Below are 19,000 nucleotides of genomic sequence, written 5' to 3'. Positions count from 1 at the left end.
AGTGGCCGAACAAGCGCCGGGAGTGCGCATCGACGGCCTGACGGTCGTCTACAAGACCCCCGCGGGCGAACTGCCCGCCGTCCGGGACGTCACGCTGACGCTGGAGCCCGGCACGATCACCGGCATCGTCGGCGAGTCCGGCTCGGGCAAGTCCACGCTGGCGCTGTCGCTGCTCAACGCGGTGCAGCCGCCGGGCAGGATCGCCGCCGGCAGCGTCGAGATCGACGGTCTCGGCGACGTGACCGGTTTCGCCGGCGAAGAGCTGCGCAAGGCCCGCGGCCGGCACATCGGGTACGTCTTCCAGGCCGCCCAGAACTCGCTCAACCCGCTCAAGACGGTCGGCAAGCAGCTCCTCGACCTGGGCCGCTCGCACGGCGTGGAGGACCTGCGCGGCCTGGTCCGCGAGGCCAAGGAGCTGCTCGGCCGGATGGGCCTGGACGGCGCGCGCGTGCTCGACTCGCACCAGCACGAGCTGTCCGGCGGCATGCGCCAGCGGGTCGGCATCATGCTGGCGCTGGTGCTCAACGCCCACCTGGTGGTGCTCGACGAGCCGACGACCGCCCTGGACATGATCACTCAGGCGAACATCCTGAAGATCGTCCGCGAGGTGCACGCCGAGCGCGGCCTGACCACGCTGGTCATCACGCACGACATCGGCGTCGTGGCCGAGGTCGCCGACCGCCTGGTCGTCATGTACGGCGGCCGCCTGGTCGAGCAGGGCCCCACCCGCGACGTGCTCGGCTCCCCCAGCCACCCCTACACCCGGGGCCTGATCAAAGCCATCCCCCGGCTCGTGGGCGACATCGCCGAGGCCCAGGCGCTGCCCGGCCGGCCGCCGACGCTGGCCACGGTGCCGAAGGAGGGCTGCGTGTTCAGGGAGCGCTGCGCGCTGCGCATGGACGTCTGCGACACCGTAGACCCGCTGGCCGTGGCGCATGGATCGAGGATCGTGGCCTGCCACGCCGTGACCGTGAAGGAGCACGCGTGATCACCGGGACCGGCATCGTCAAGACGTACAAGCAGCGCGGCAACGTGCTGGCCGGGCGGGAGGTGCGGGCGCTGCGCGGGGTGGACTTCTCCATCCCCAAGGGCGGCGCGGCCTCCTTCATCGGCGAGTCCGGCTGCGGCAAGACCACGCTGGGCCGGATCATCGCCGGGCTGGAGACCTACGACGAGGGCGAGATCGTCATCGGCGACGTGTCCATGTCGGGGCTCAAGCAGAAGAGGCGCCAGCCGTACTTCCGCAAGATCCAGATGATCCACCAGGACCCGTACTCGGCGCTCAACCCGACCCGGACCATCCACCAGACGCTGTACGCGCCGCTCAGCCTGCGGGCCGGGCAGACCGGCCGGTCGAAGGAGTGGATCGAGGAGCGGGCCGCCGAGGTGCTGTCGATGGTGGGCCTCGACCCGGGCTCGGTGCTGGGGCGCTACCCCCACCAGCTCTCGGGCGGCATGCGGCAGCGGGTGGTCATCGCCCGCGCGCTGACCGTCGACCCGGAGATGCTGGTCGCCGACGAGGCCGTCTCGATGATCGACGTCTCGCTCCGGCTGGGCATCCTCGCGCTGCTGAAGGACCTGCGCGAGCGGCTGGGCGTGAGCGTGCTGTTCATCACCCACGACGTGGCCACCGCCCGCTACATCGGCGACGACGGCGAGCTCTACGTCATCTACCGCGGCCAGGTCGTCGAGCGCGGGCCGGTGGACACGGTCATCGCCGATCCGGTGCACCCGTACACGCAGTCGCTGCTGTCGGCCATCCCCGTGCTGCACGGCCTGGAGGAGCCCGGCGCGCAGCCGGTGACGCCCCTGGAGTCGCTGGACGAGAGCAAGGCCGACGAGGGCTGCCTGTTCGCCCGCCGCTGCCCCTTCCAGGGCGAGCGGTGCGCGGGCGAGCGGCCGCTGCTGCAGATCACCGAGGGCGTGCCGCAGCAGCACGCGTGCTTCTACCCCGAGCGGCGCGACGTGATCGCGCGCCCGATGAGCGAGGTGTGATGTCGCCCACCGTCCGCGCCGCGGACCTGGCCGAGGCCGCCCGGGTGGCCGCCGCCGCGCTGACGCTGGACGCGCCCGAGGCCCCCGACCTGGTCCGGCGCCTGGCCGAGCCGCCCGCCGAGCGCCGCTGGACGGCCCTGGCGACCGACGGCGGGGTGGTGATGACGTCGGTCTCGTCGAAGGACCCCGAGGTCGGGCACCTGGACCTGCTGGCCGTGCACCCCTCGGTCCAGGGCCGCGGGCACGGGCGGGCGCTGGTGGGGGCGGCCGAGGAGTGGCTGCGGGGGCACGGCGTGCGGCAGGCGCGCTTCGCCGGGAACCCGCCCTGCTACGCCTGGCCCGGCATCGACGTGCGGTACACCGCCGCCGCCTGCCTGGCCGAGAGCCTGGGCTACGAGCGCTACCACGTCGCCTGGAACATGACCGCCGACCTGCGGGCCGACCTGTCCGTCGAGGACGACCTGGCGCGGCTGGAGCGGGCGGGGGTCACGGTGCGGGCGGCGGGCGCCGACCGGTCGGCCGTGGCCGCGTTCGTCGAGGAGCACTGGAACGAGCGGTGGGCCTGGGAGGCGGCCAACGCGACCGGCCTGCACTACGCCGAGCGCGACGGGCGCGTCCTGGCCTTCGCCGCCTGGGGGGCGCGGCCGGCCTGGTTCGGCCCGATGGGCACCGCTGCGGACGCCCGCGGGCTCGGCCTCGGCGGGGTGCTGCTGCGCCGCTGCCTGGCCGAGCAGCGGGCCGCCGGTCAGGAGAGGGCCGAGATCGGATGGGTGGGGCCGTTGCGGTTCTACTCGCGCGCCGTGGGCGCGCGAGCCGAACGCGTCTTCTGGCTCTACCGGCGCGATCTGGCCTGATGTCAGCTGTAGAGCAGATGTCCTTCGGGACGGCCGGGCGGCGGGCACAGCTCGCGCGGGTCGTCCCCGGCCTCCAGGCAGCGCGTGAGCGCGTCGGAGCCCCAGAGCAGGTCGAGGAACAGGTCCTCGCCCTTCCAGACCAGGTCGTCCGGGTAGAGGACGCGGGCCGTGTGCAGCATCGACAACCCGGTCAGCACCGGCCGGAAGGCCCGCGGGTCGTGCACGTGCAGCTGCACCCCGCGGACGGGGACGCCCGCGTGCTTGTGGAACGTCGGCGTGAACCAGGTGTCCCTGAACCGCACCCCCGGCAGCTCCAGCCCGTTCAGGGCGGCCGCGTAGCGCTCGTCCGCGTACGGCGCCCCGACCAGCTCGAACGGCCGGGTGGTGCCGCGCCCCTCGGAGAAGTTGGTGCCCTCGAACAGCCCGGTGCCCGGGTAGACCAGCGCGGTGTCGGGGGTCGGCATGTTGACCGAGGGCATCACCCAGGGCAGGCCGGTCTCCGCCCAGCTCATGTCCCGCCGCCAGCCCTCCATCGTGACCACCCGCAGGTCGGCGTCGAAGCCGAACAGCGCCGCCAGCTCCCCCGCGGTCCTGCCGTGGCGCACGGGCAGCGGGAAGCGGCCCACGAAGCTGGCGAACGCCGGGTCCAGCAGGGGGCCCTCCTCGACGGTCCCGCCCAGGGGGTTGGGCCGGTCCAGCACCACGAACCGCAGGCCCAGCCGCGCGGCCGAGGCCAGCAGGTCGTACATGGTCCATACGAAGGTGTAGAAACGGGCGCCCACGTCGGCGATGTCGAAGACCAGCGTGTCCACGCCGGAGGCGGCGACCACGCGGTCAAGGTCGTCGCCCGACAGCTCGTGGGTGTCGTGGACCGGCAGTCCCGTCGCGGGGTCCACCGCGTCGTGCTCGCTCGATCCCGCCTGGGCCGTGCCGCGCAGGCCGTGCTCGGGGCCGAACAGCGCGGTCAGGGGCAGCCCGGCGGCCAGCAGGGCGTCGGTCGTGGGGGTCAGGTCGGGCAGGACGCCGGTGGGATTGGTGATCAGGCCGAGACGGGCGCCGCCGGCCAGCGCGGGGTCCGCGGCCAGCCGTTCGGCTCCGGTGCGTACGTGTGACATGGATCCATTCTCTGAAAGATATTTACAACTGAGAAGTAAAGGGTGGAAATTAGCGTCATGATTGATCCGCTGCCCGAGCTGTCCACCGAGCAGAGCGATCCCCGCTACAGCCAGATCGACCGGCTGCCGACGGAGCAGATCGCCCGACTGATGAACCAGGCCGACGCCGAGGTGCCCGTGGCCGTGGCCGCGGCCGTCCCGGCGATCTCGGCGGCCATCGACGCGATCGCCGCCCGGATGGCCGAGGGAGGCAGGCTGCTGTACGTCGGCGCCGGCACCTCGGGACGGCTGGCCGTGCTCGACGCCAGCGAGTGCCCTCCGACGTTCGGCACCGACCCCTCGCTGGTGCAGGGCGTCATCGCGGGCGGGCCGGAGGCGCTGACCCGGTCCATCGAGGGCGCGGAGGACGACGCCGAGGCGGGCGCGGCGGCCATGAAGGACCTGGAGGTGGGCGCGCTCGACTCGGTGGTGGGCGTGTCGGCCAGCGGGCGGGCCCCGTTCGTGCTGGGCGCGCTGGCCGAGGCCGCCGGCCGGGGGGCGCTGACCGCGGCGCTGTCGTGCAACACGGGCGCGCCGCTGTCGGCCGCCGCCGAGCACGGGATCGAGGTCGTGGTGGGGCCCGAGGTGGTGGCGGGCTCGACCAGGCTGAAGGCGGGCACGGCGCAGAAGCTCGTGCTCAACATGATCTCGACGATCTCCATGGTCCGGCTGGGCCGGACCTACGGGAACAAGATGATCGAGATGTCGGCCATGAACAGCAAGCTCGCCTCCCGCGCGCTGCGCATGGTGCGCGAGATCACCGGGGCCGACGCCGCGACGGCGGGCGCGGCGCTGGAGGCGGCCGGCGGCCAGGCGAAGACGGCCGTGGTGATGATCCAGCACGGCCTGGACGCCGACGCGGCCCGCGCGCTGCTGGAGTCGCACGGAGAGCGGCTCAGCGACGCGCTCAGCGGCTGACGCACCGGGCGGGACGCACCGGGGCACCATCGGGGACCGACGAGGGGGGAACGGGGATGACGGACCGGCTGGAGCGCCTGCTGGCCGCCGCGGTGCCCGAGGTGTGCCCGGCGGCGGTCGCGCTGATCGCCGCGCACGGCACGGTGACCGCCGCCGCGGCGGTGGGCGAGCTGGTCAGGTACGCCGACGCCGAGCCGACCACCGGATCGGACGCCGTCCCGGGGGCCCCCGGGACGCTCGCCGCCGATCGGCCCCCCGCGCGCCGGGACTCGGTGTTCGACCTGGCCTCGGTCAGCAAGCTGTGCACCACCGCGGTGGTGCTCTCGCTCACCGAGGAGGGCCTGCTGGACCTGGACGAGCCGGTCCGGTCGTGGATCCCCGGGACCGACCCGCGGATCACGCTGCGCCGCCTGCTCACCCACACGGCGGGCCTGACGCCGACCCGCCGGATCGACCTGGAGCTTCCGCAGGCCGGGCCGGACGAGCGCATGGCCGCGATGCTCACCACGCCGGTCACCGGACCGGTCGGCGGCCCCTACCTCTACAGCGACGTCGGCATGGTGATGGCCGGCCGGATCGCCGAGCTGGCCGCGTCCGCCCCGCTCGACGTCCTGGTCCGGGCCCGGATCACGGACGTGCTCGGCCTTTCCTGCACCGGCTACCGCCCGGTCGGCGGCGGCGGGCCGGCCGAGCGCGTCGCCGCGACCGAGTTCAAGCCCGAACGCCCCGGCCCCGGCTGCGTGCGCGGCGAGGTGCACGACGAGACGGCCCACGCCCTGGGCGGGGTGGCCGGGCACGCGGGCCTGTTCGCCCCGGCGGACGACCTGCTGGCCTTCGGGGAGGCGCTGCGGCTGGGCGGGGGCGCGATGCTGAGCCCGTCGAGCGTGGCGGAGATGACCCGCGACCAGGGGGCGGAGGGGGCCGCGTTCCGGCACGGGCTCGGCGTGCGGATCGGCGACCCCGGCATCGTGGGCCCGCTGAGCGGCGCCTACGGCCACTCCGGGTTCACCGGGACGTCGCTGGTGGTCGATCCGGCGCGCGGGCTGACCGTGGTGCTGCTGACCAACGCCGTCCATCCGGTGCGCGGGCGGCCGGGGATGCGCGAGCTGCGGTGCGCGGTGGCCGCCGAGGCGCTGCGGCACGTAGCGTGAACGCATGCCCGTGCAGCTGAACCACACCATCGTCGCCGCCACCGACCGGGACGCCACGGCCGCCTTCCTGGTCGACGTCCTCGGCCTGGAGCCCGCGCCGGTCTACGGCCCGTTCCGGGTCGTGACGCTGGCCAACGACGTCTCGCTCGACGTGATGCAGGCCGACGGCGAGGTGACCCCGCAGCACTACGCCTTCCTCGTCGGCGAGGAGGAGTTCGACCGGATCTGGGAGCGGATCAGGAGCCGCGGCCTGCCGTTCTGGGCCGATCCGGGGCACACCAGGCCCGGCGTGATCAACACCCATGACGGCGGCCGCGGGCTCTACTGGACGGGCCCCGACGGGCACAACCTGGAGATCATCACGGTCCCCTACGGCGGTTAGGGCGCCAGCGCCTCCAGGGCCTCCTCGGCCCGGCGCATCGCCTCCCCGGCGTCGGCGGTGACGATCTCCTTGTCGAAGTTGAGGTCGTGGAAGACGTCCGTGACGCCCTCGGCGGCCAGGGCGGCGACGTCCTGCCTGATCTGCTCGTACGTGCCGGTCAGCGGGCGGCGGGCGTCCTCGGCGCCGGCGGGCCGCACCTGCGTGACGCCGCGGCACACGTAGCGGAAGGAGGCCGCGTCGCGTCCGGCGCCGGTGATCGCCTCCTTGATCAGTACGATCCGGCCCGCGACCGCTGACAGGTCCTCCCTGCTGGAGCTGATCCAGCCGTCGGCCAGCCGGCCGGCCCGGCGCAGCGCGACCTCGGCGGTGCCGCCCAGCAGGATCTGCGGCGGCCCCGGCGCCGGCTTGGGGTCCATGTGGGCGGCCGGCACCCGGTAGAACTCGCCGTCGTGCTCGACGACGTCGTCCGTCCACGCCTTGCGCAGCAGCTCGACGAACTCCTCGCCCCGGCGTCCGCGGCGCTCCATGCCGACGCCCGCGGCCTCGAACTCCTCCGGCACCCAGCCGAGCCCGATGCCGGCGCTGATCCGGCCGCCGGAGAGGGTCTGCAGGGTGGCGAGCTGCTTGGCCAGCACGACCGGCTGCACGTACGCGTTGATCACGGCCACGCCCAGCCGGATCGTCCCGGTGACGCCGGACAGGTGCGCCAGCGTGACGAGGGGGTCGTGGACACTGCGGTAGGTCGGCCCCATGGGATGCCCGACGGGGTACAGCAGCCGCTGGAACGTCCAGAGCTCGTGGTAGCCCAGCTCCTCGGCCCGCGCGGCGATGCGGCGCATGTTCTCCGGGGTGGCCCAGGGCCCTGACTGGGGTACGGCGAAACCGATTCTCATGTTCCCAGTCTGACCGACCCGGATACGTGATCTCCCACCACACGAAAGGTACAAGATCGACAAAAGGGGCATCTTTTTTGATCAAGAAGCGCTAGCGTGGGGATGATCGACACGGCGCGCCCGCGCCGCCCACGAGGAAGGACGTTGCATGCGACAGAAGTCCGCACGGCTCGGCGTGGCACTGGCCATGGCCGGGGCCCTCGCCGTCGGCACCCTCTCCGTCGCCGCTCCGGCCGGCGCTTCGGCCACGAGCTGGACCCCGTACCAGGCGTACCGCACGCTGCAGAACTGCGTGTCGGCGGGCACCACCCTGCTCGTCACGAAGGGGTACAAGGAGTACGACTGCCGCTGGGACAGCCCGTACTACATGCTCTGGCTCAGGAAGTAGCCGCGGTCAGGCTCGGGAGCGCCTGACGGCGGCCCTTCGCGAGGGCTCGGGTGGCTCCATCCGTCACCCGTGTCCCCGCTCCCGCCGCGCCCTGGCCCGCGCCCGCTCCAGCGAGGCCGCCCGCGCCAGCGCCGCCCGCGCCCGCTCGATCTCCTCCTGGCCCGGACCGTCCGCCGCCTCGGGCTCGACCGACCACCGCGCCGGCTCCCGGGCGGCCTCCTGGTCCACGGGCCTCCCCCGGCGCGCCGCCGGACGCCGCTCCCGGCGGCGCCGGGCGGCCTCCTGATCATGCTCGCGCAGCGCCTGGGCGGCCCGCGGCGAGCTCGCCCTCAGCCACTCGCGCGCCAGCGCCGCCCACTCCCTCGCTTCCGCCATCACGACGGCATTTACCCCCAACACTGCCCAATACTCTGTACGAGTGGGTCTAGAGGAGGAGCTGGCGGGCATCGCCGCGGCGTACGGCGGCACGGGCGAACCCGTGCGGCACCAGACACGCACCGACGTGGTCGTGTTACGGATGGGCGAGGTGGTGGTCAAGGCGCACTCCGCCCGCGACGAGGTGGAGCCACTGCGCGCCCGCCTCAGGGCCGCCGCCGCGGCCGCCGTCAACGGCGTGCTGCTGGCCCCGCTGGAGGCCGAGGTGCTGACGGCGGCGGGCCGCGCGGTCAGCGTCTGGCCGGCCGGCCGCCCGGTCCCCCACGACGATCCCGGGTCCGCCCCCTGGGAGGAGGGCGCGCGGCTGCTGGCCCGGCTGCACGCCGTCCCCCTGACGGTGGTGCCGCCGATGCCGCCCGCCGGAGGCCCGGCGCGGGCCGCCCGCGCGGTGTCCAGGATGAGCGGCGACGGCCCGGTCGAGCAGCTCGTCAGGCACGCGTTCAAGGAGCTGCCCGAGCCCGCCCCGGTGCCGGGCCTGCTCACCCATGGCGACTGGCACCTGGGCCAGCTCGTCTGCCGCGACCGCTGGCTGCTCATCGACGTCGACGACCTGGGCGTCGGCGACCCGGCCTGGGACCTGGCGCGACCGGCCGCCTGGTACGCGGCGGGCCTGCTGGAGCCGGCCGTCTGGGAGCGGTTCCTCGGCGCCTACCTGGCCTCGGGCGGCCCCGCGCTCGGCCAGGGCGACGACCCCTGGCAGCGGCTCGACCTGCCGGCCCGGGCGCTCACCGTGCAACTGGCCGCGGTGGCCGTGCTCAACGCCGAGCGTGAGAACCGGGAACTCGACGAGGTGGAGAACGCGTTAATCGAATCGTGCAGCAGAATCGTCCGAGCGTGACGGGGGCCGCACGCGGTAGGTTTCAGCCTGAGACCCCGGATCCAAGGAGAGCGACTTAGATGCAGTGCCCGAAGTGCCGCGGCAACATGCGGACATATGAGCGCAATGGCGTCCACATCGAGCAGTGCGACAACTGCCGTGGGATCTTCCTCGACTATGGCGAGCTGGAGACCCTGACCCGCATGGAGTCGCAGTACCACGCCGCTCCGCCGCCGCCCCCCGCCCCCGGGCCGGCCTGGGGCGCTCCCCACCACGGCGGTCACCACTACGGCCACCACCGCCAGCGCAGCTGGGTGGGCATGCTGTTCTCGACCTGATCGTCCCGGCAGCCGGAACAGGGCCGCGCGTTCGCGCGGCCCTTTCGCGTGTGCGGGCCCGGCTCCGGATGGTCAGCTCGGGAAGTCGTCGGGGTTGACGGGCGCGGTACGGGCGTTGCCGCCGGAGATGGCGTGCAGGGTGACCCGCCAGTCGTGCCAGAGGATCTGGGTGGCGGTGACCGTGGTCTTGAACTTCACCGACTTCTGGAACCGCTCGAAGCTGCACTGGCGGCTGAAGGACCGGCTCTTGGCGTCCCAGTCCACGCCGTGGGTGAAGTAGATCTTGTACGTGCCGTCGGGCACGCCCCTGACCTTGAACTTGGCCTTCTTGCGCACGTACACGCTGAACGTCTTGCCGCCGCCCCTGACCGCCGTGACGACGGCGTCGCGGGTGCCGCCGTTGTCGACCTCCAGGGAGCTGCGTCCGCCGAGGGAGGTCCGGCGGATGAACGCGCCGTTCTTCAGCCGCCTGTTCTGCTTGCCGCCGGCCTTGACGGTGACGACGTCGGCCGGGTAGTCGCCGGCGCTCTGCAGCGCCTCGCCCGCCTTGTTCAGGGCGGTGAGCTTGGTGTTCAGGTCGCTCAGCACGGCCGAGGGGGTGCACAGCTCGCGGCTGCCGACCTTGCCCGCCGTGGAGCCGAGCTCGGTGGCGAAGTCGCGCAGGCTGGTGACGTACGCGTCGTGCTGGGCGCGGATCTCGGCGGGCGGGGCGATCGCGGACAGGGCGTCGGCGGCGCCGCTCAGCGCCTGCTCGGCCTTGTCCACGCGCTGGTTGAGCGCCTGGACCCCGCGCGCGCCGGCCAGCCCGCTGATCGCGCCGGTCATCGCCTTGTGCCTGCTGTCGAGCTCGCCCTTGTACGCCTCCGGCGTCAGGGCGCTGACGGCGGGGCTGGATCCCGACGAGGGGTCGCCACCGGGATCGCTGCTGGGATCGCCGCTGAAGGCTCCGCCCTTGCCGTCCGCCACGCCGCTGACCTTCGGCTCACCGCCGGTCAGCGGTGGCGGAGCGGAGCAGGCGGCGAGCGTCACCGTCGCCAGGGCGAGAACGCAGGAGATCAACCGGGGTGAAGCCACCTGCCCCACTATTGCCCGGTTGATCCCCAGACGTCAATTACGATTCGGCCAGTCCCTCGTCCCGATCCTGTCGCAGCCACCGGGTGATCCCCAGCGTCTCCAGGAACGGGACGTCGTGGCTGGCCACGACGAGCGCGCCCCGGTAGGCCGCCAGCGCCTGGGAGAGCTGGCGCACGCTGGACAGGTCCAGGTTGTTCGTCGGCTCGTCCAGCAGGAGCAGCTGCGGCGGCGGATCGGCCGACAGCAGCGCGGCCAGGGCGGCGCGGAACCGCTCGCCGCCCGACAGCGTGCCCACGGGCTGGTCGGCCCGCGCGCCGCGGAACAGGAAGCGGGCCAGCCGCGCCCGCACCTCGTTGACCGAGGCGGCCGGCGCCACGGCCCGGACGTTGTCCACGACGCTCAGCGCGTCGTCGAGCACGTCGAGCCGCTGCGGCAGGTACCCCACCGGGACGTGCGCGCCGTGCTCGACGATCCTGCGCAGCAGGGTCGTCTTGCCCGACCCGTTGGGCCCGAGCAGCGCGATGCGTTCCGGGCCCCGGACGACCAGCCGGTCGAGCGACTTGAGCCCGTCCCTGCCGGGCGTGCCGCCGGGACCGCCGGGGCCGCCGGGGCCGCCGTCGGGGCGGTCGAGCGGCAGCGTCAGCAGCGTCCGGCCGGCCGGGACGGCGGTGCCGGGCAGCTCGACGCGGATCTCGACGTCGTCGCGCACGGCCAGCTCCGCCTCGGTCAGCCTGTCCCTGGCCGCGGCCAGCCGCTCCTGGTGCAGCGCGCGGTGCTTGCCCGCCGACACCTGGGCCTTCATCGTCAGCCCGCCGGCGACGATCTTGGGCACCTTCTTGTTCTCGAACGCCTTCCGCGCGGTGCGGCTGCGCCGGTCGAGCTTGGTCCTGGCCTCGATCAGCTCGCGCTGCTGCCGCCGCACCTCGCCCTCGGCGGTCCTGACCGTGCGCTCGGCCGCCTCCTGCTCGGCGGCGACCTGCTCCTCGTAGGCGCTCAGGTTGCCGCCGTACAGGCGCACGGCGGCGTCGCGGAGCTCGGCGACCTGGTCCACGAGGTCGAGCAGCGCCCGGTCGTGGCTGACCACGACCAGCACCCCCGGGTACGCCGAGACCGCGGCGTGCAGCCGCCGCCGGGCGTCCAGGTCGAGGTTGTTGGTGGGCTCGTCGAGCAGCAGCACGGCGGGGCGCTTGAGGATCTGCGCGGCCAGCGCGACCATGACGGCCTCGCCGCCCGACAGCGTCGCGACCGTGCGGTCGAGCCCGACGTGGCCGAGCCCGAGCCGGTCGAGCTCGGCCCGCGCGCGTTCCTCGACGTCCCAGTCGTCCCCGATGGCGGTGAAGTGCTCCTCGGCGACGTCGCCGCTCTCGACGGCGTGCAGCGCGGCCCGCTTCCCGCTGATCTCCAGCAGGTCGGACACCGTGCGGCTGCCCTCCAGCGGCACGTTCTGCGGCAGGTACCCCACCTCGCCGGTGACCGAGACCGAGCCCGACCCCGGGGTCAGCTCTCCGGCGATGATCTTGAGCAGAGTGGACTTGCCCGACCCGTTCGCCCCGATGAGCCCGGTACGTCCGGCGGGGAAGGCGGCGTCGAGACCGTCGAGCACCATGGTCCCGTCGGGCCAGCCGAAGGACACGTGATCGACGACAATGGAAAAAGACATCAGGCGGCTCCCATCACAAAAAACGAAATTTCGTGACTTGGCGGGAACACCGCTGCGCGCGCGACAACCAGACAGCCTGAGCTGGGAAGAACCGGGGCGAAGAGGTCGCCGAGGTCGAGGTGCGCACGCGACAGAGCCCGTGACCGGGCGGTAGGCGCGGTGCCCGCGGCCTCAGATCCTCACGTCAGCTGCCCCCAGGGGTCGGCGATACGACCCGGACATATTACCCGCATCACGACCGCCGGGCAACGCCCCGGGCTCGATGGGCGGCCACGTTGACCCGGTTCGCGCAGGTCAGCGAGCAGAACCGGCGCCGCCCGTTACGCGAGGTGTCCACATAGACGGTCTCGCACCCCGTCCGGTCGCACCGCCCGAGCCGGCGTCCGTCGGAGAAGCACACGGCCATGGCCAGCCCGCCCGCGGTGGTGTCCTTGGCCCTGGAGACGATGTCGGCCTCGGCGGAGAAGAAGTGCAGGTGCGGTTCGAGGCCGTCGTGGGTGCTGATGTGCGGCCGGGACGCGGTGATCTCCAGCAGCTCGTTGATCAGCCGCACCTGGATGCCGAGGTCGGGCTCCCCGAAGACGGGTGCCAGCCGGCGCGCCCAGGCCGCCAGCTCCGCCGCCTGGGCCGGGGTGACGTCCGTGCGCCACATGGCGTTGGCCGTGAGCGTCTCCCGCACCGCGGCCGGGCTGAAGTCGCTCGCGTTGACGAGGGCCGCGGCGAGTTCGGCGCCGTTGCCGCCGTAAGTGTTGAAATGCACAAGGTCATTACATCAGGTTGGAGTCATGCATCCCGGAGAGCCGCACGACCCCTTCGCCCTGACCCTCGTCTCCTCCCACCGCACCTCCGAGGGCCTGGTCTCCTACCTGCGCTGCGCCTGCGGCGCGTGGGAGGTGCGCACGTCGCGGACGGTCGCCAGCGCCGGCCCGCCCCCGGCCGGCGGCAGGTCGATCACGGCCATCGACTGATCCGGCGCACTCGTCCTAGAGTCGGCGGCACACCCCTCAGGAGGTCAGGCATGTCCAGCATTCCCTCCCTGCTGCGCGACCGGATCGCGGCCACCCCCGACGCCGAGGCGTACCGGGTGCCGTCGGGCGAGGCGTGGACCTCCCTGTCGTGGAGCGAGGTCGGCGAGCGCGTCCGCGCACTGGCGCTGGGGCTGTCCAGGCTCGGCGCGGGGCCCGGCAGACGCGTGTCGATCCTCTGCTCGACCAGGCTCGAATGGATCCTCGCCGACCTGGCCGTGCTCTCCACGGGCGCGGCCACCACCACCATCTACCCGTCGAACACGGCCGCCGAGTGCGCCTTCGTCATCACCGACTCCGGCAGCACGATCGTCATCGCCGAGGACGACGAGCAGGTGGCCAAGCTCAGGTCCGTGCAGAAGGAGCTGCCCGACGTCACACGCGTGGTGGTCGTCGACGGCTCGGCGAGCGACGACGGCTGGGTGGTCACCCTCGACTCGGTCGGCCACGGCGAGGGCGCCACGCCGGACGACTACGACGCCCTGGTGGACGCCATCGCCCAGGACGACCTGGCCACGCTCATCTACACCTCCGGCACCACCGGACGTCCCAAGGGCGTCGAGCTCACCCACGACAACTGGCTGTTCGCGGCCGGCTCGGTCCGCGAGATCGGCCTCCTGTCCCCCGGCGACCTGCACTTCCTGTGGCTGCCGCTGTCCCACTCGTTCGGCAAGCTGCTGGAGGTCGTGATGATCGACATCGGCGTGCCGACCGCGATCGACGGCCGCCTCGACCGCATCGCCGACAACCTGGGGGCGCTGCGCCCGACCGTGATGGCCGCCGCGCCGCGCATCTTCGAGAAGATCCACAACACGGTCGTCGCCACCGTGCGCCGCGAGGGCGGGGTCAAGCTGCGCATTTTCGAGTGGGCGCGGGAGACCGGCCTGCGGGTCAGCAGGGCGCGGCAGCGCGAGGCGGCCGTCCCGGTCACCACCCGGGTCGAGCACGCGCTGGCCGACCGGCTGGTCTTCGCCAAGCTGCGGGCGCGCTTCGGCGGCCGGATCCGCTTCTTCATCTCCGGGGCCGCGCCGCTGTCGCGGGACGTGGCCGAGTTCTTCGACGGCGCCGGCCTGACGATCCTGGAGGGGTACGGCCTGACCGAGTCGTCGGCGGGCAGCTTCCTCAACCGTCCGGAGTCCGTGCGGTTCGGCACGGTCGGCCCGCCGCTGCCCGGCACCGAGGTCCGCATCGCCGACGACGGCGAGATCCTCATCGGCGGGCGCGGCGTGATGCGCGGCTACCACGGCCTGCCCCAGGAGACGGCCGAGGCGCTGGCGGACGGCTGGTTGCACACCGGCGACATCGGCGAGCTCGACCAGGCCGGCCGGCTGCTGATCACCGACCGCAAGAAGGAGCTGATCAAGACCTCGGGCGGCAAGTACGTCGCCCCCACCTACCTGGAGGGCCGGATCAAGGCCGCCTGCCCGTTCGCCTCGCACGTGTTCGTGCACGGCGACCGCCGCAACTACGTGACGGCGCTGGTCACCCTCGACATGGACGTCGTGCGCCCGTGGGCCGAGGCCGAGTCGCTGCCGGCCGACCCCGAGGCGCTGTGCGGGCACCCGCGCATGCGCGAGGAGGTCGACAAGGCGATCCGGCAGGTCAACGCCGACCAGGCCAGTTACGCCACGGTCAAGAAGTTCGCGATCCTGGCCGGCGACTTCACCGTGGAGACCGGCGAGCTGACGCCCAGCCTGAAGATCAGGCGCAAGGCCGTCGAGGAACGCCACGCCGACGTCCTCGACGGCTTCTACGCCGACTGACGACGCCGACCGATGGCGGCGGGCCCGAGGGCCCGCCGCCGCCGTCCGGCGGGCCTGGTGCAGGGGCCGCCGTCTCACTCCCGGCCGGAGGGCTTGCGGAACTGCTCGATCAGCGCCGTGTAGCCCTCGCCGCCGTGGCCCGCCGCGACGGCCCGGCCGGCCAGCTCCCTGACGAAACGCGGCAGCGTGGCGTCCACGCCGTGCGACTCGCTCTCGTGCACGAGGTGGTCCATGGCCGCGACGTGCGTGTCGAGGGTCGAGTCGGTGGCCGGGTGCGCGCCCTCGTCGATCTGCCGCGCGTAGTCGGCCAGCCAGCCGGCCACGGTCTCGACGCCGTTCCGCGCGACCGGGGCGAACGCCGCCGCCTCCACCCCGGCGGCCCCGAGCAGCGCGGCGCCCTGGAGGAAGCCGTTGAGGATGTTCCACATCAGGCTCAGCACCCCGACGTCGTAGAGCGCCGACAGGCCGTGGTCCGCGCCGAGGTACGTCGTCGCGCCGCCGAGGCTGCGCAGGGCCGGTTCGTGCCGGTCGAAGGCCGAGCGCGGGCCGCTGTAGAGCAGGGCGGCCGCCGGGGTGCCGATGGCGGCGGGGGTGGTCATGATCGCGCCGTCGAGGTAGGCGCCGCCGTGCCGGGCCACCCGCGCGGCGGTGTCGCGGGCCTCGGCGGAGGTGCCGGAGGTGAGGTTGACCAGCACCCGGCCGTCCAGGGCGTCGCCCAGCGGGTCGAGCACCTCGCGCACGGCGTCGTACCCGGTCAGGCAGACGACCACGAGCGGGGCGGCGGCCACGGCCTCCGGCGCCGACCCGGCCGGTACGGCGCCCTGCCCGGCCAGCCGCTCGGCCTTGACCGCCGTACGGTTCCAGACGGTCGTCGGCCGGCCGTCGCGCAGGAACGCCCCGGCCAGCGCCTCCCCCATCAGCCCCAGGCCGAGGACGGTCACGGGGGTACGGCTTTCCTTCGTCATCACAGTCGCTCTCCCAAAGAGGTGGTTCAGCAGCTATGGGAGAATCGTCAACGTTCAGACCGGTATGAAGGTCAAGGGGGACGGCCGTGCTGATCGGTGACCTGAGCCGGCGGACCGGGGTCCGCCCGCACCAGCTGCGCTACTACGAGGCCCAGGGCCTGCTGGAGCCCAGCCGCCGCGCCAGCGGCTACCGCGAGTACGACGACGGGGCCGTGCTGACCGTGGCCCAGATCAGGAAGCTGCTCGACGCCGGGCTGTCGACCGACGAGATCGCGTACCTGCTGCCCTGCGTCACGGGCCCCGACCCCGATCTGGTGCCCTGCCCCGAGCTGCTGGACACACTGCGCGCCCGGCTGCGCGGCCTGGACGAGCAGATCGACACGCTCAGCCGCTCCCGGCGCGCCCTGCGCGGCTACCTGGAGACCACCGAACGGCGCGCGCCGGCCGACGAGGCCGGCCGAGCCCCCGCGGGAGCACGACCGGCCTGATCGGGCGCCGGGGAGGCGGTCAGCAGGACAGGTTGCCGCCGGGGGCGACGCCGAGGATCTGGGTGAAGCGCTGGTAGGCGTTGACCCGGCTCTGCACCTGGCCCGGGTTGCCGCCGTTGCACTCCAGGCTGCCGTTGATGCTGCGGATGGTCTCGCCGAAGCCGCGGCTGTTGACCATGGCGGCGTGCGGGGTCATGGTGCCGGGGCCGTTCTGGGTCATCCAGTACCACAGCGCGGTCTTCCAGGCCACGGACGCGTTCCGCTCCACCTGCCAGGGGTCGTTCAGCAGGTTGATGCCGAGGGCGTCGCCGGCGGCCTTGTAGTTGAAGTTCCAGCTCAGCTGGATGGGCCCGCGGCCGTAGTAGGCGGCCTGCCCGGCCGGGCAGCCGTAGGGCTGGGTCGCGTCGCAGTAGTGCGGGTAGTTCGCAGTGTTCTGCTCGACGATGTAGACCAGCCCGCCGGTCTCGTGGCTGACGTTGGCCAGGAACGCGGCGGCCTCCTGCTTCCTGACGGTGGCCGAGCCGGTCCCGGCGAAGGCGGGGAAGGCGGCGATCGCCGTGGTCAGGCCGCTGTAGCTGTAGAAGGAGTTGCGGCCGGGGAACATCTGGTCGAACTGCGCCTGACTCACCACGAAGCCTCCCGGGTCCGGCGGGTCGGTGGGCGTGCCGCCGCCGCAGGCGCCCTGGTCGGTCCAGACCGCGGCGGTGCCGGGGGGCTCGTTCTGCGTCCACCACTTGGCCGACCAGTTGTGCCCGCCACGGGACACCACCGCGCCGCCGTTGTAGGCCGTCGAGGCGTTCCACGGCGTCGCGCACGTGGCCGCCCCGGCCGGCGGGGCCGGCACGACGGCCGACAGGACGCCCGCCACCAGCAGCGCGGCGGCGAACAGCGTCAGGATCCGGCGCACCCCGATCACTTCCCTTCACGCAATCTCTTAAGAAAGTTTCCTAAGAGTTAGCGCGATGGTGGCACGCCGCCGAGGGCCCGGCAAGGCCCAAAGTCAAGCCCGCGGTCAGAGAATGCGCCTGGCCCCCGGCAACGACCGGACCGCGTACGCCAGCGCCCAGCACAACGGCAGCGACACCGCCAGCACGAGGGCGAACTTGACCACCGCCGCCGCGTGCAGCCCCCGCACCGCCCAGGCCACGGCGACCAGCACCAGCGGATGGATGACGTAGACCGCGTAGGCGTGCTCGGACAGGAATCGGCCGCGCACCCCCTGCCCGGCGAACCGCTCCCTGAACAGCACCGTCAGCCCGACGATCATGCCGACGGCGACCACGGACTCCCACAGGGCCATGGCCGCCGACGCCACCAGACCCGTGGTCAGGCTCGACACCGGCAGCAGCACCAGGCTCGCCACGCCCGTGGCGGCGAACCCGGCGCGGGCCGCCCGCCTGGGCAGCGCCTCGAACCAGCCGCGCCGGAAGGCGACCACGCCCGCCGCGAACATCGCCGCGTACTGCGGCAGGAAGTAGGGCGTGGGCAAGCCCAGCACCGGCACGTACGTGCCCTGCGGCACCGGGATCCGCCACAGGACGGTGACCGCCGCCAGCCCCAGGGTGAACAGCACGACGCCCTTCAGGCTCGGCGCCCCGGCCGCCTGCCCGCCGGACCTGCCCGCACGCCGCCACCACGCGTAGATGAGGGCGAAGACGATCAGCACCTCGACGAACCACATCGGCCCCGGGTCCCACGAGACGATGTACCACTTCCAGAACGGCATGCCGTGCTCGCCGATCGTGAGCAGCGGCCGCAGCAGCAGGACGAAGCCCAGCAGCGGCACCCCGAGCCTGACCAGCCGGTCGCGGACGAACGCCCGCCCGCCCTTGCGGTCGTGGGAGCCGGGGGTGAAGAAGCCGGAGATGAGGAAGAAGAACCCCATGAAGAACGCCTGGTTGAAGACCACCAGGAGGTCGAGCGCCACCCCGGAGGGGTCGGCGGCCGGCTCGGTGTAGTACCAGATCGGGATGTTGCCGTACGTGACGGCGACGTGATGGGCGACGACAAGCGCGGTCAGCAGCACGCGCAGATTGTCGATCGCGAGGAGTCTCGTGGCGGTCTCGGTCTTCATCGCCTGCATGCCCTCTCGAACAGGTCGGCCAGCTCCGCGGCGTGCGCGTCGAGGTCGTGGTCGGGGTTCGCCACCCAGTAGGCGAACATGTTGTCGATGGCGGAGGAGTGGGTGATGGCCATGACGCGCCGGTCGAAGTCGCGGAACTCGCCGGTGGTCTGGCCGTAGGCGTAGATCTGCTCCATCGCCTGGTAGAGCTCCTCGTTGGCCTTCACGCCGTAGCGCGGCTGGCCGTCGGCGGTGCGCAGGTTGTAGAAGATCTCGCCGAGGGCCTTGAGCCGGGTGCGGTGCTCGCGCATGTGCTCGGCGACCGCGAGGATGTGCGTACGCAACATCGCGGTGGGGCCCTCGACGCCCTCGATCCGTGCCATGACGTGCGTGGCGATCTCGCCGTAGACGCTGTTGACCACCTCCTCCATCAGCTCCTCCTTGCCGGCGAAGTGGTAGGAGATGACGCCCTTGCTGATGCCCGCGTGCTTGGCGATGCGCGCCAGCGACGCCTGACCGAACCCGACCTCCGCGATCACCTCCACGGCCGAGGCGATGATCTGCGCCCGCCTGGCCTCCTCGATGAACGAGCGCGCCTTCTGGCCGCCCGACTGATTTTCTGACCGCATGGCCAAAAT

Annotated in this window: 22 protein-coding genes; 12 read left to right on the top strand and 10 right to left on the bottom strand. The window is 72.9% G+C overall.

Translation table 11 applies throughout. The features are described from left to right. Nucleotide 1 precedes the first annotated feature (1 nt). Genes ABT158_RS17030 through ABT158_RS17020 form a run of 3 tightly spaced genes read left to right on the top strand, consistent with a single transcriptional unit; the run spans nt 2 to nt 2,849 of the window. A complete protein-coding gene (locus ABT158_RS17030) occupies nt 2-988 on the top strand; it encodes an ABC transporter ATP-binding protein (RefSeq protein ID WP_352354163.1) in 987 nt (328 codons plus the stop codon). Next, a complete protein-coding gene (locus ABT158_RS17025; RefSeq protein ID WP_352354161.1) occupies nt 985-1,995 on the top strand; it encodes an ABC transporter ATP-binding protein in 1,011 nt (336 codons plus the stop codon). The genes ABT158_RS17030 and ABT158_RS17025 overlap by 4 nt, the downstream gene beginning before the upstream one ends. Continuing rightward, complete coding sequence (locus ABT158_RS17020; RefSeq protein WP_352354159.1) at nt 1,995-2,849, top strand: GNAT family N-acetyltransferase; 855 nt, start codon at nt 1,995-1,997, stop codon at nt 2,847-2,849. Before ABT158_RS17025 ends, ABT158_RS17020 begins: the two co-directional genes overlap by 1 nt. A gap of 2 nt (nt 2,850-2,851) precedes the next feature. Here the strand turns inward: ABT158_RS17020 and ABT158_RS17015 are convergent, their stop codons facing one another. Further along, nucleotides 2,852-3,964 (bottom strand): exo-beta-N-acetylmuramidase NamZ family protein, encoded by a 1,113-nt coding sequence (locus ABT158_RS17015; protein ID WP_352354157.1) that lies wholly within the window; start codon nt 3,962-3,964, stop codon nt 2,852-2,854. Nucleotides 3,965-4,021: 57 nt separating this feature from the next. On the opposite strand from ABT158_RS17015, the gene murQ reads away from it, so the two are divergent. Genes murQ through ABT158_RS17000 form a run of 3 tightly spaced genes read left to right on the top strand, consistent with a single transcriptional unit; the run spans nt 4,022 to nt 6,454 of the window. Continuing rightward, nucleotides 4,022-4,921, top strand: coding sequence for an N-acetylmuramic acid 6-phosphate etherase (gene murQ, locus ABT158_RS17010; RefSeq protein WP_352354155.1), 900 nt, complete (start codon nt 4,022-4,024; stop codon nt 4,919-4,921). Nucleotides 4,922-4,977: 56 nt separating this feature from the next. After that, nucleotides 4,978-6,072, top strand: coding sequence for a serine hydrolase domain-containing protein (locus ABT158_RS17005; RefSeq protein ID WP_352354153.1), 1,095 nt, complete (start codon nt 4,978-4,980; stop codon nt 6,070-6,072). Nucleotides 6,073-6,076: 4 nt separating this feature from the next. Continuing rightward, the gene (locus ABT158_RS17000) at nt 6,077-6,454 is read left to right on the top strand and encodes a VOC family protein (RefSeq protein ID WP_352354151.1); all 378 of its coding nucleotides are present in this window, start codon (nt 6,077-6,079) and stop codon (nt 6,452-6,454) included. On the opposite strand, the gene ABT158_RS16995 is transcribed toward ABT158_RS17000, so the two are convergent. Further along, a complete protein-coding gene (locus ABT158_RS16995) occupies nt 6,451-7,347 on the bottom strand; it encodes a TIGR03619 family F420-dependent LLM class oxidoreductase (RefSeq protein WP_352354149.1) in 897 nt (298 codons plus the stop codon). The genes ABT158_RS17000 and ABT158_RS16995 overlap by 4 nt on opposite strands. A gap of 148 nt (nt 7,348-7,495) precedes the next feature. Between ABT158_RS16995 and ABT158_RS16990 the strand changes: the two genes are divergently transcribed. Continuing rightward, a complete protein-coding gene (locus ABT158_RS16990) occupies nt 7,496-7,735 on the top strand; it encodes a hypothetical protein (RefSeq protein ID WP_352354147.1) in 240 nt (79 codons plus the stop codon). A gap of 63 nt (nt 7,736-7,798) precedes the next feature. Here the strand turns inward: ABT158_RS16990 and ABT158_RS16985 are convergent, their stop codons facing one another. Next, entirely contained in the window at nt 7,799-8,113 is a 315-nt protein-coding gene (locus ABT158_RS16985) for a hypothetical protein (RefSeq protein ID WP_352354145.1), read from the bottom strand. A gap of 40 nt (nt 8,114-8,153) precedes the next feature. Between ABT158_RS16985 and ABT158_RS16980 the strand changes: the two genes are divergently transcribed. Then, the gene (locus ABT158_RS16980; protein ID WP_352354143.1) at nt 8,154-9,008 is read left to right on the top strand and encodes a phosphotransferase; all 855 of its coding nucleotides are present in this window, start codon (nt 8,154-8,156) and stop codon (nt 9,006-9,008) included. 59 nt (nt 9,009-9,067) lie between these two features. After that, nucleotides 9,068-9,325 (top strand): TFIIB-type zinc ribbon-containing protein, encoded by a 258-nt coding sequence (locus ABT158_RS16975; protein ID WP_352331027.1) that lies wholly within the window; start codon nt 9,068-9,070, stop codon nt 9,323-9,325. A 72-nt stretch (nt 9,326-9,397) separates the two neighbouring features. Here the strand turns inward: ABT158_RS16975 and ABT158_RS16970 are convergent, their stop codons facing one another. The 3 genes from ABT158_RS16970 to ABT158_RS16960 all read right to left on the bottom strand — a co-directional run bounded on the left by ABT158_RS16970 (nt 9,398) and on the right by ABT158_RS16960 (nt 12,819). Beyond that, entirely contained in the window at nt 9,398-10,399 is a 1,002-nt protein-coding gene (locus ABT158_RS16970; RefSeq protein WP_352354141.1) for a hypothetical protein, read from the bottom strand. A 37-nt stretch (nt 10,400-10,436) separates the two neighbouring features. Next, nucleotides 10,437-12,059: an ABC-F family ATP-binding cassette domain-containing protein gene (locus tag ABT158_RS16965; RefSeq protein WP_352354139.1), complete on the bottom strand. Its 1,623-nt coding sequence runs from the start codon at nt 12,057-12,059 to the stop codon at nt 10,437-10,439. Nucleotides 12,060-12,291: 232 nt separating this feature from the next. Then, nucleotides 12,292-12,819 (bottom strand): CGNR zinc finger domain-containing protein, encoded by a 528-nt coding sequence (locus ABT158_RS16960; protein ID WP_352354137.1) that lies wholly within the window; start codon nt 12,817-12,819, stop codon nt 12,292-12,294. Nucleotides 12,820-12,844: 25 nt separating this feature from the next. Here ABT158_RS16960 and ABT158_RS16955 point away from each other — a divergent pair, with 25 nt between their 5' ends. Together ABT158_RS16955 and ABT158_RS16950 are read left to right on the top strand one after the other, a co-directional pair. Further along, nucleotides 12,845-13,027 (top strand): hypothetical protein, encoded by a 183-nt coding sequence (locus ABT158_RS16955; RefSeq protein WP_352354135.1) that lies wholly within the window; start codon nt 12,845-12,847, stop codon nt 13,025-13,027. Between the two features lie 50 nt (nt 13,028-13,077). Next, complete coding sequence (locus tag ABT158_RS16950; RefSeq protein ID WP_352354133.1) at nt 13,078-14,847, top strand: AMP-dependent synthetase/ligase; 1,770 nt, start codon at nt 13,078-13,080, stop codon at nt 14,845-14,847. Between the two features lie 74 nt (nt 14,848-14,921). On the opposite strand, the gene ABT158_RS16945 is transcribed toward ABT158_RS16950, so the two are convergent. After that, complete coding sequence (locus tag ABT158_RS16945; RefSeq protein WP_352354131.1) at nt 14,922-15,812, bottom strand: NAD(P)-dependent oxidoreductase; 891 nt, start codon at nt 15,810-15,812, stop codon at nt 14,922-14,924. A gap of 86 nt (nt 15,813-15,898) precedes the next feature. On the opposite strand from ABT158_RS16945, the gene ABT158_RS16940 reads away from it, so the two are divergent. Beyond that, nucleotides 15,899-16,300 (top strand): MerR family transcriptional regulator, encoded by a 402-nt coding sequence (locus ABT158_RS16940; RefSeq protein ID WP_352354129.1) that lies wholly within the window; start codon nt 15,899-15,901, stop codon nt 16,298-16,300. A gap of 19 nt (nt 16,301-16,319) precedes the next feature. Here ABT158_RS16940 and ABT158_RS16935 read toward each other — a convergent pair whose 3' ends face one another. The 3 genes from ABT158_RS16935 to ABT158_RS16925 form a co-directional block, all read right to left on the bottom strand. Next, nucleotides 16,320-17,207 carry a glycoside hydrolase family 19 protein gene (locus ABT158_RS16935; protein WP_352354127.1) on the bottom strand — a complete coding sequence of 296 codons (888 nt, stop codon included), beginning with the start codon at nt 17,205-17,207 and terminating at the stop codon, nt 16,320-16,322. Between the two features lie 105 nt (nt 17,208-17,312). After that, entirely contained in the window at nt 17,313-18,374 is a 1,062-nt protein-coding gene (locus ABT158_RS16930; protein ID WP_352354125.1) for an acyltransferase family protein, read from the bottom strand. Further along, nucleotides 18,371-18,991, bottom strand: coding sequence for a TetR/AcrR family transcriptional regulator (locus tag ABT158_RS16925; protein WP_352354123.1), 621 nt, complete (start codon nt 18,989-18,991; stop codon nt 18,371-18,373). The genes ABT158_RS16930 and ABT158_RS16925 overlap by 4 nt, the downstream gene beginning before the upstream one ends. Nucleotides 18,992-19,000: the final 9 nt, after the last annotated feature.

It is taken from the genome of Nonomuraea sp. NPDC001636 (genome assembly GCF_040298265.1).
In the GTDB taxonomy this organism is placed as follows: Bacteria; Actinomycetota; Actinomycetes; order Streptosporangiales; family Streptosporangiaceae; genus Nonomuraea.
This window is presented reverse-complemented; position numbering and strand designations above follow the sequence as displayed.

Bases quoted from the DNA above. Each gene is read 5' to 3' on its own strand.
- ABT158_RS17020 (WP_352354159.1), top strand. From the start codon at position 1,995: ATGTCGCCCACCGTCCGCGCCGCGGACCTGGCCGAGGCCGCCCGGGTG.
- ABT158_RS17015 (WP_352354157.1), bottom strand. From the start codon at position 3,964: ATGTCACACGTACGCACCGGAGCCGAACGGCTGGCCGCGGACCCCGCG.
- murQ (WP_352354155.1), top strand. From the start codon at position 4,022: ATGATTGATCCGCTGCCCGAGCTGTCCACCGAGCAGAGCGATCCCCGC.
- ABT158_RS17005 (WP_352354153.1), top strand. From the start codon at position 4,978: ATGACGGACCGGCTGGAGCGCCTGCTGGCCGCCGCGGTGCCCGAGGTG.
- ABT158_RS17000 (WP_352354151.1), top strand. From the start codon at position 6,077: ATGCCCGTGCAGCTGAACCACACCATCGTCGCCGCCACCGACCGGGAC.
- ABT158_RS16995 (WP_352354149.1), bottom strand. From the start codon at position 7,347: ATGAGAATCGGTTTCGCCGTACCCCAGTCAGGGCCCTGGGCCACCCCG.
- ABT158_RS16990 (WP_352354147.1), top strand. From the start codon at position 7,496: ATGCGACAGAAGTCCGCACGGCTCGGCGTGGCACTGGCCATGGCCGGG.
- ABT158_RS16975 (WP_352331027.1), top strand. From the start codon at position 9,068: ATGCAGTGCCCGAAGTGCCGCGGCAACATGCGGACATATGAGCGCAAT.
- ABT158_RS16965 (WP_352354139.1), bottom strand. From the start codon at position 12,059: ATGTCTTTTTCCATTGTCGTCGATCACGTGTCCTTCGGCTGGCCCGAC.
- ABT158_RS16955 (WP_352354135.1), top strand. From the start codon at position 12,845: ATGCATCCCGGAGAGCCGCACGACCCCTTCGCCCTGACCCTCGTCTCC.
- ABT158_RS16950 (WP_352354133.1), top strand. From the start codon at position 13,078: ATGTCCAGCATTCCCTCCCTGCTGCGCGACCGGATCGCGGCCACCCCC.
- ABT158_RS16945 (WP_352354131.1), bottom strand. From the start codon at position 15,812: ATGACGAAGGAAAGCCGTACCCCCGTGACCGTCCTCGGCCTGGGGCTG.
- ABT158_RS16930 (WP_352354125.1), bottom strand. From the start codon at position 18,374: ATGAAGACCGAGACCGCCACGAGACTCCTCGCGATCGACAATCTGCGC.
- ABT158_RS16925 (WP_352354123.1), bottom strand. From the start codon at position 18,991: ATGCGGTCAGAAAATCAGTCGGGCGGCCAGAAGGCGCGCTCGTTCATC.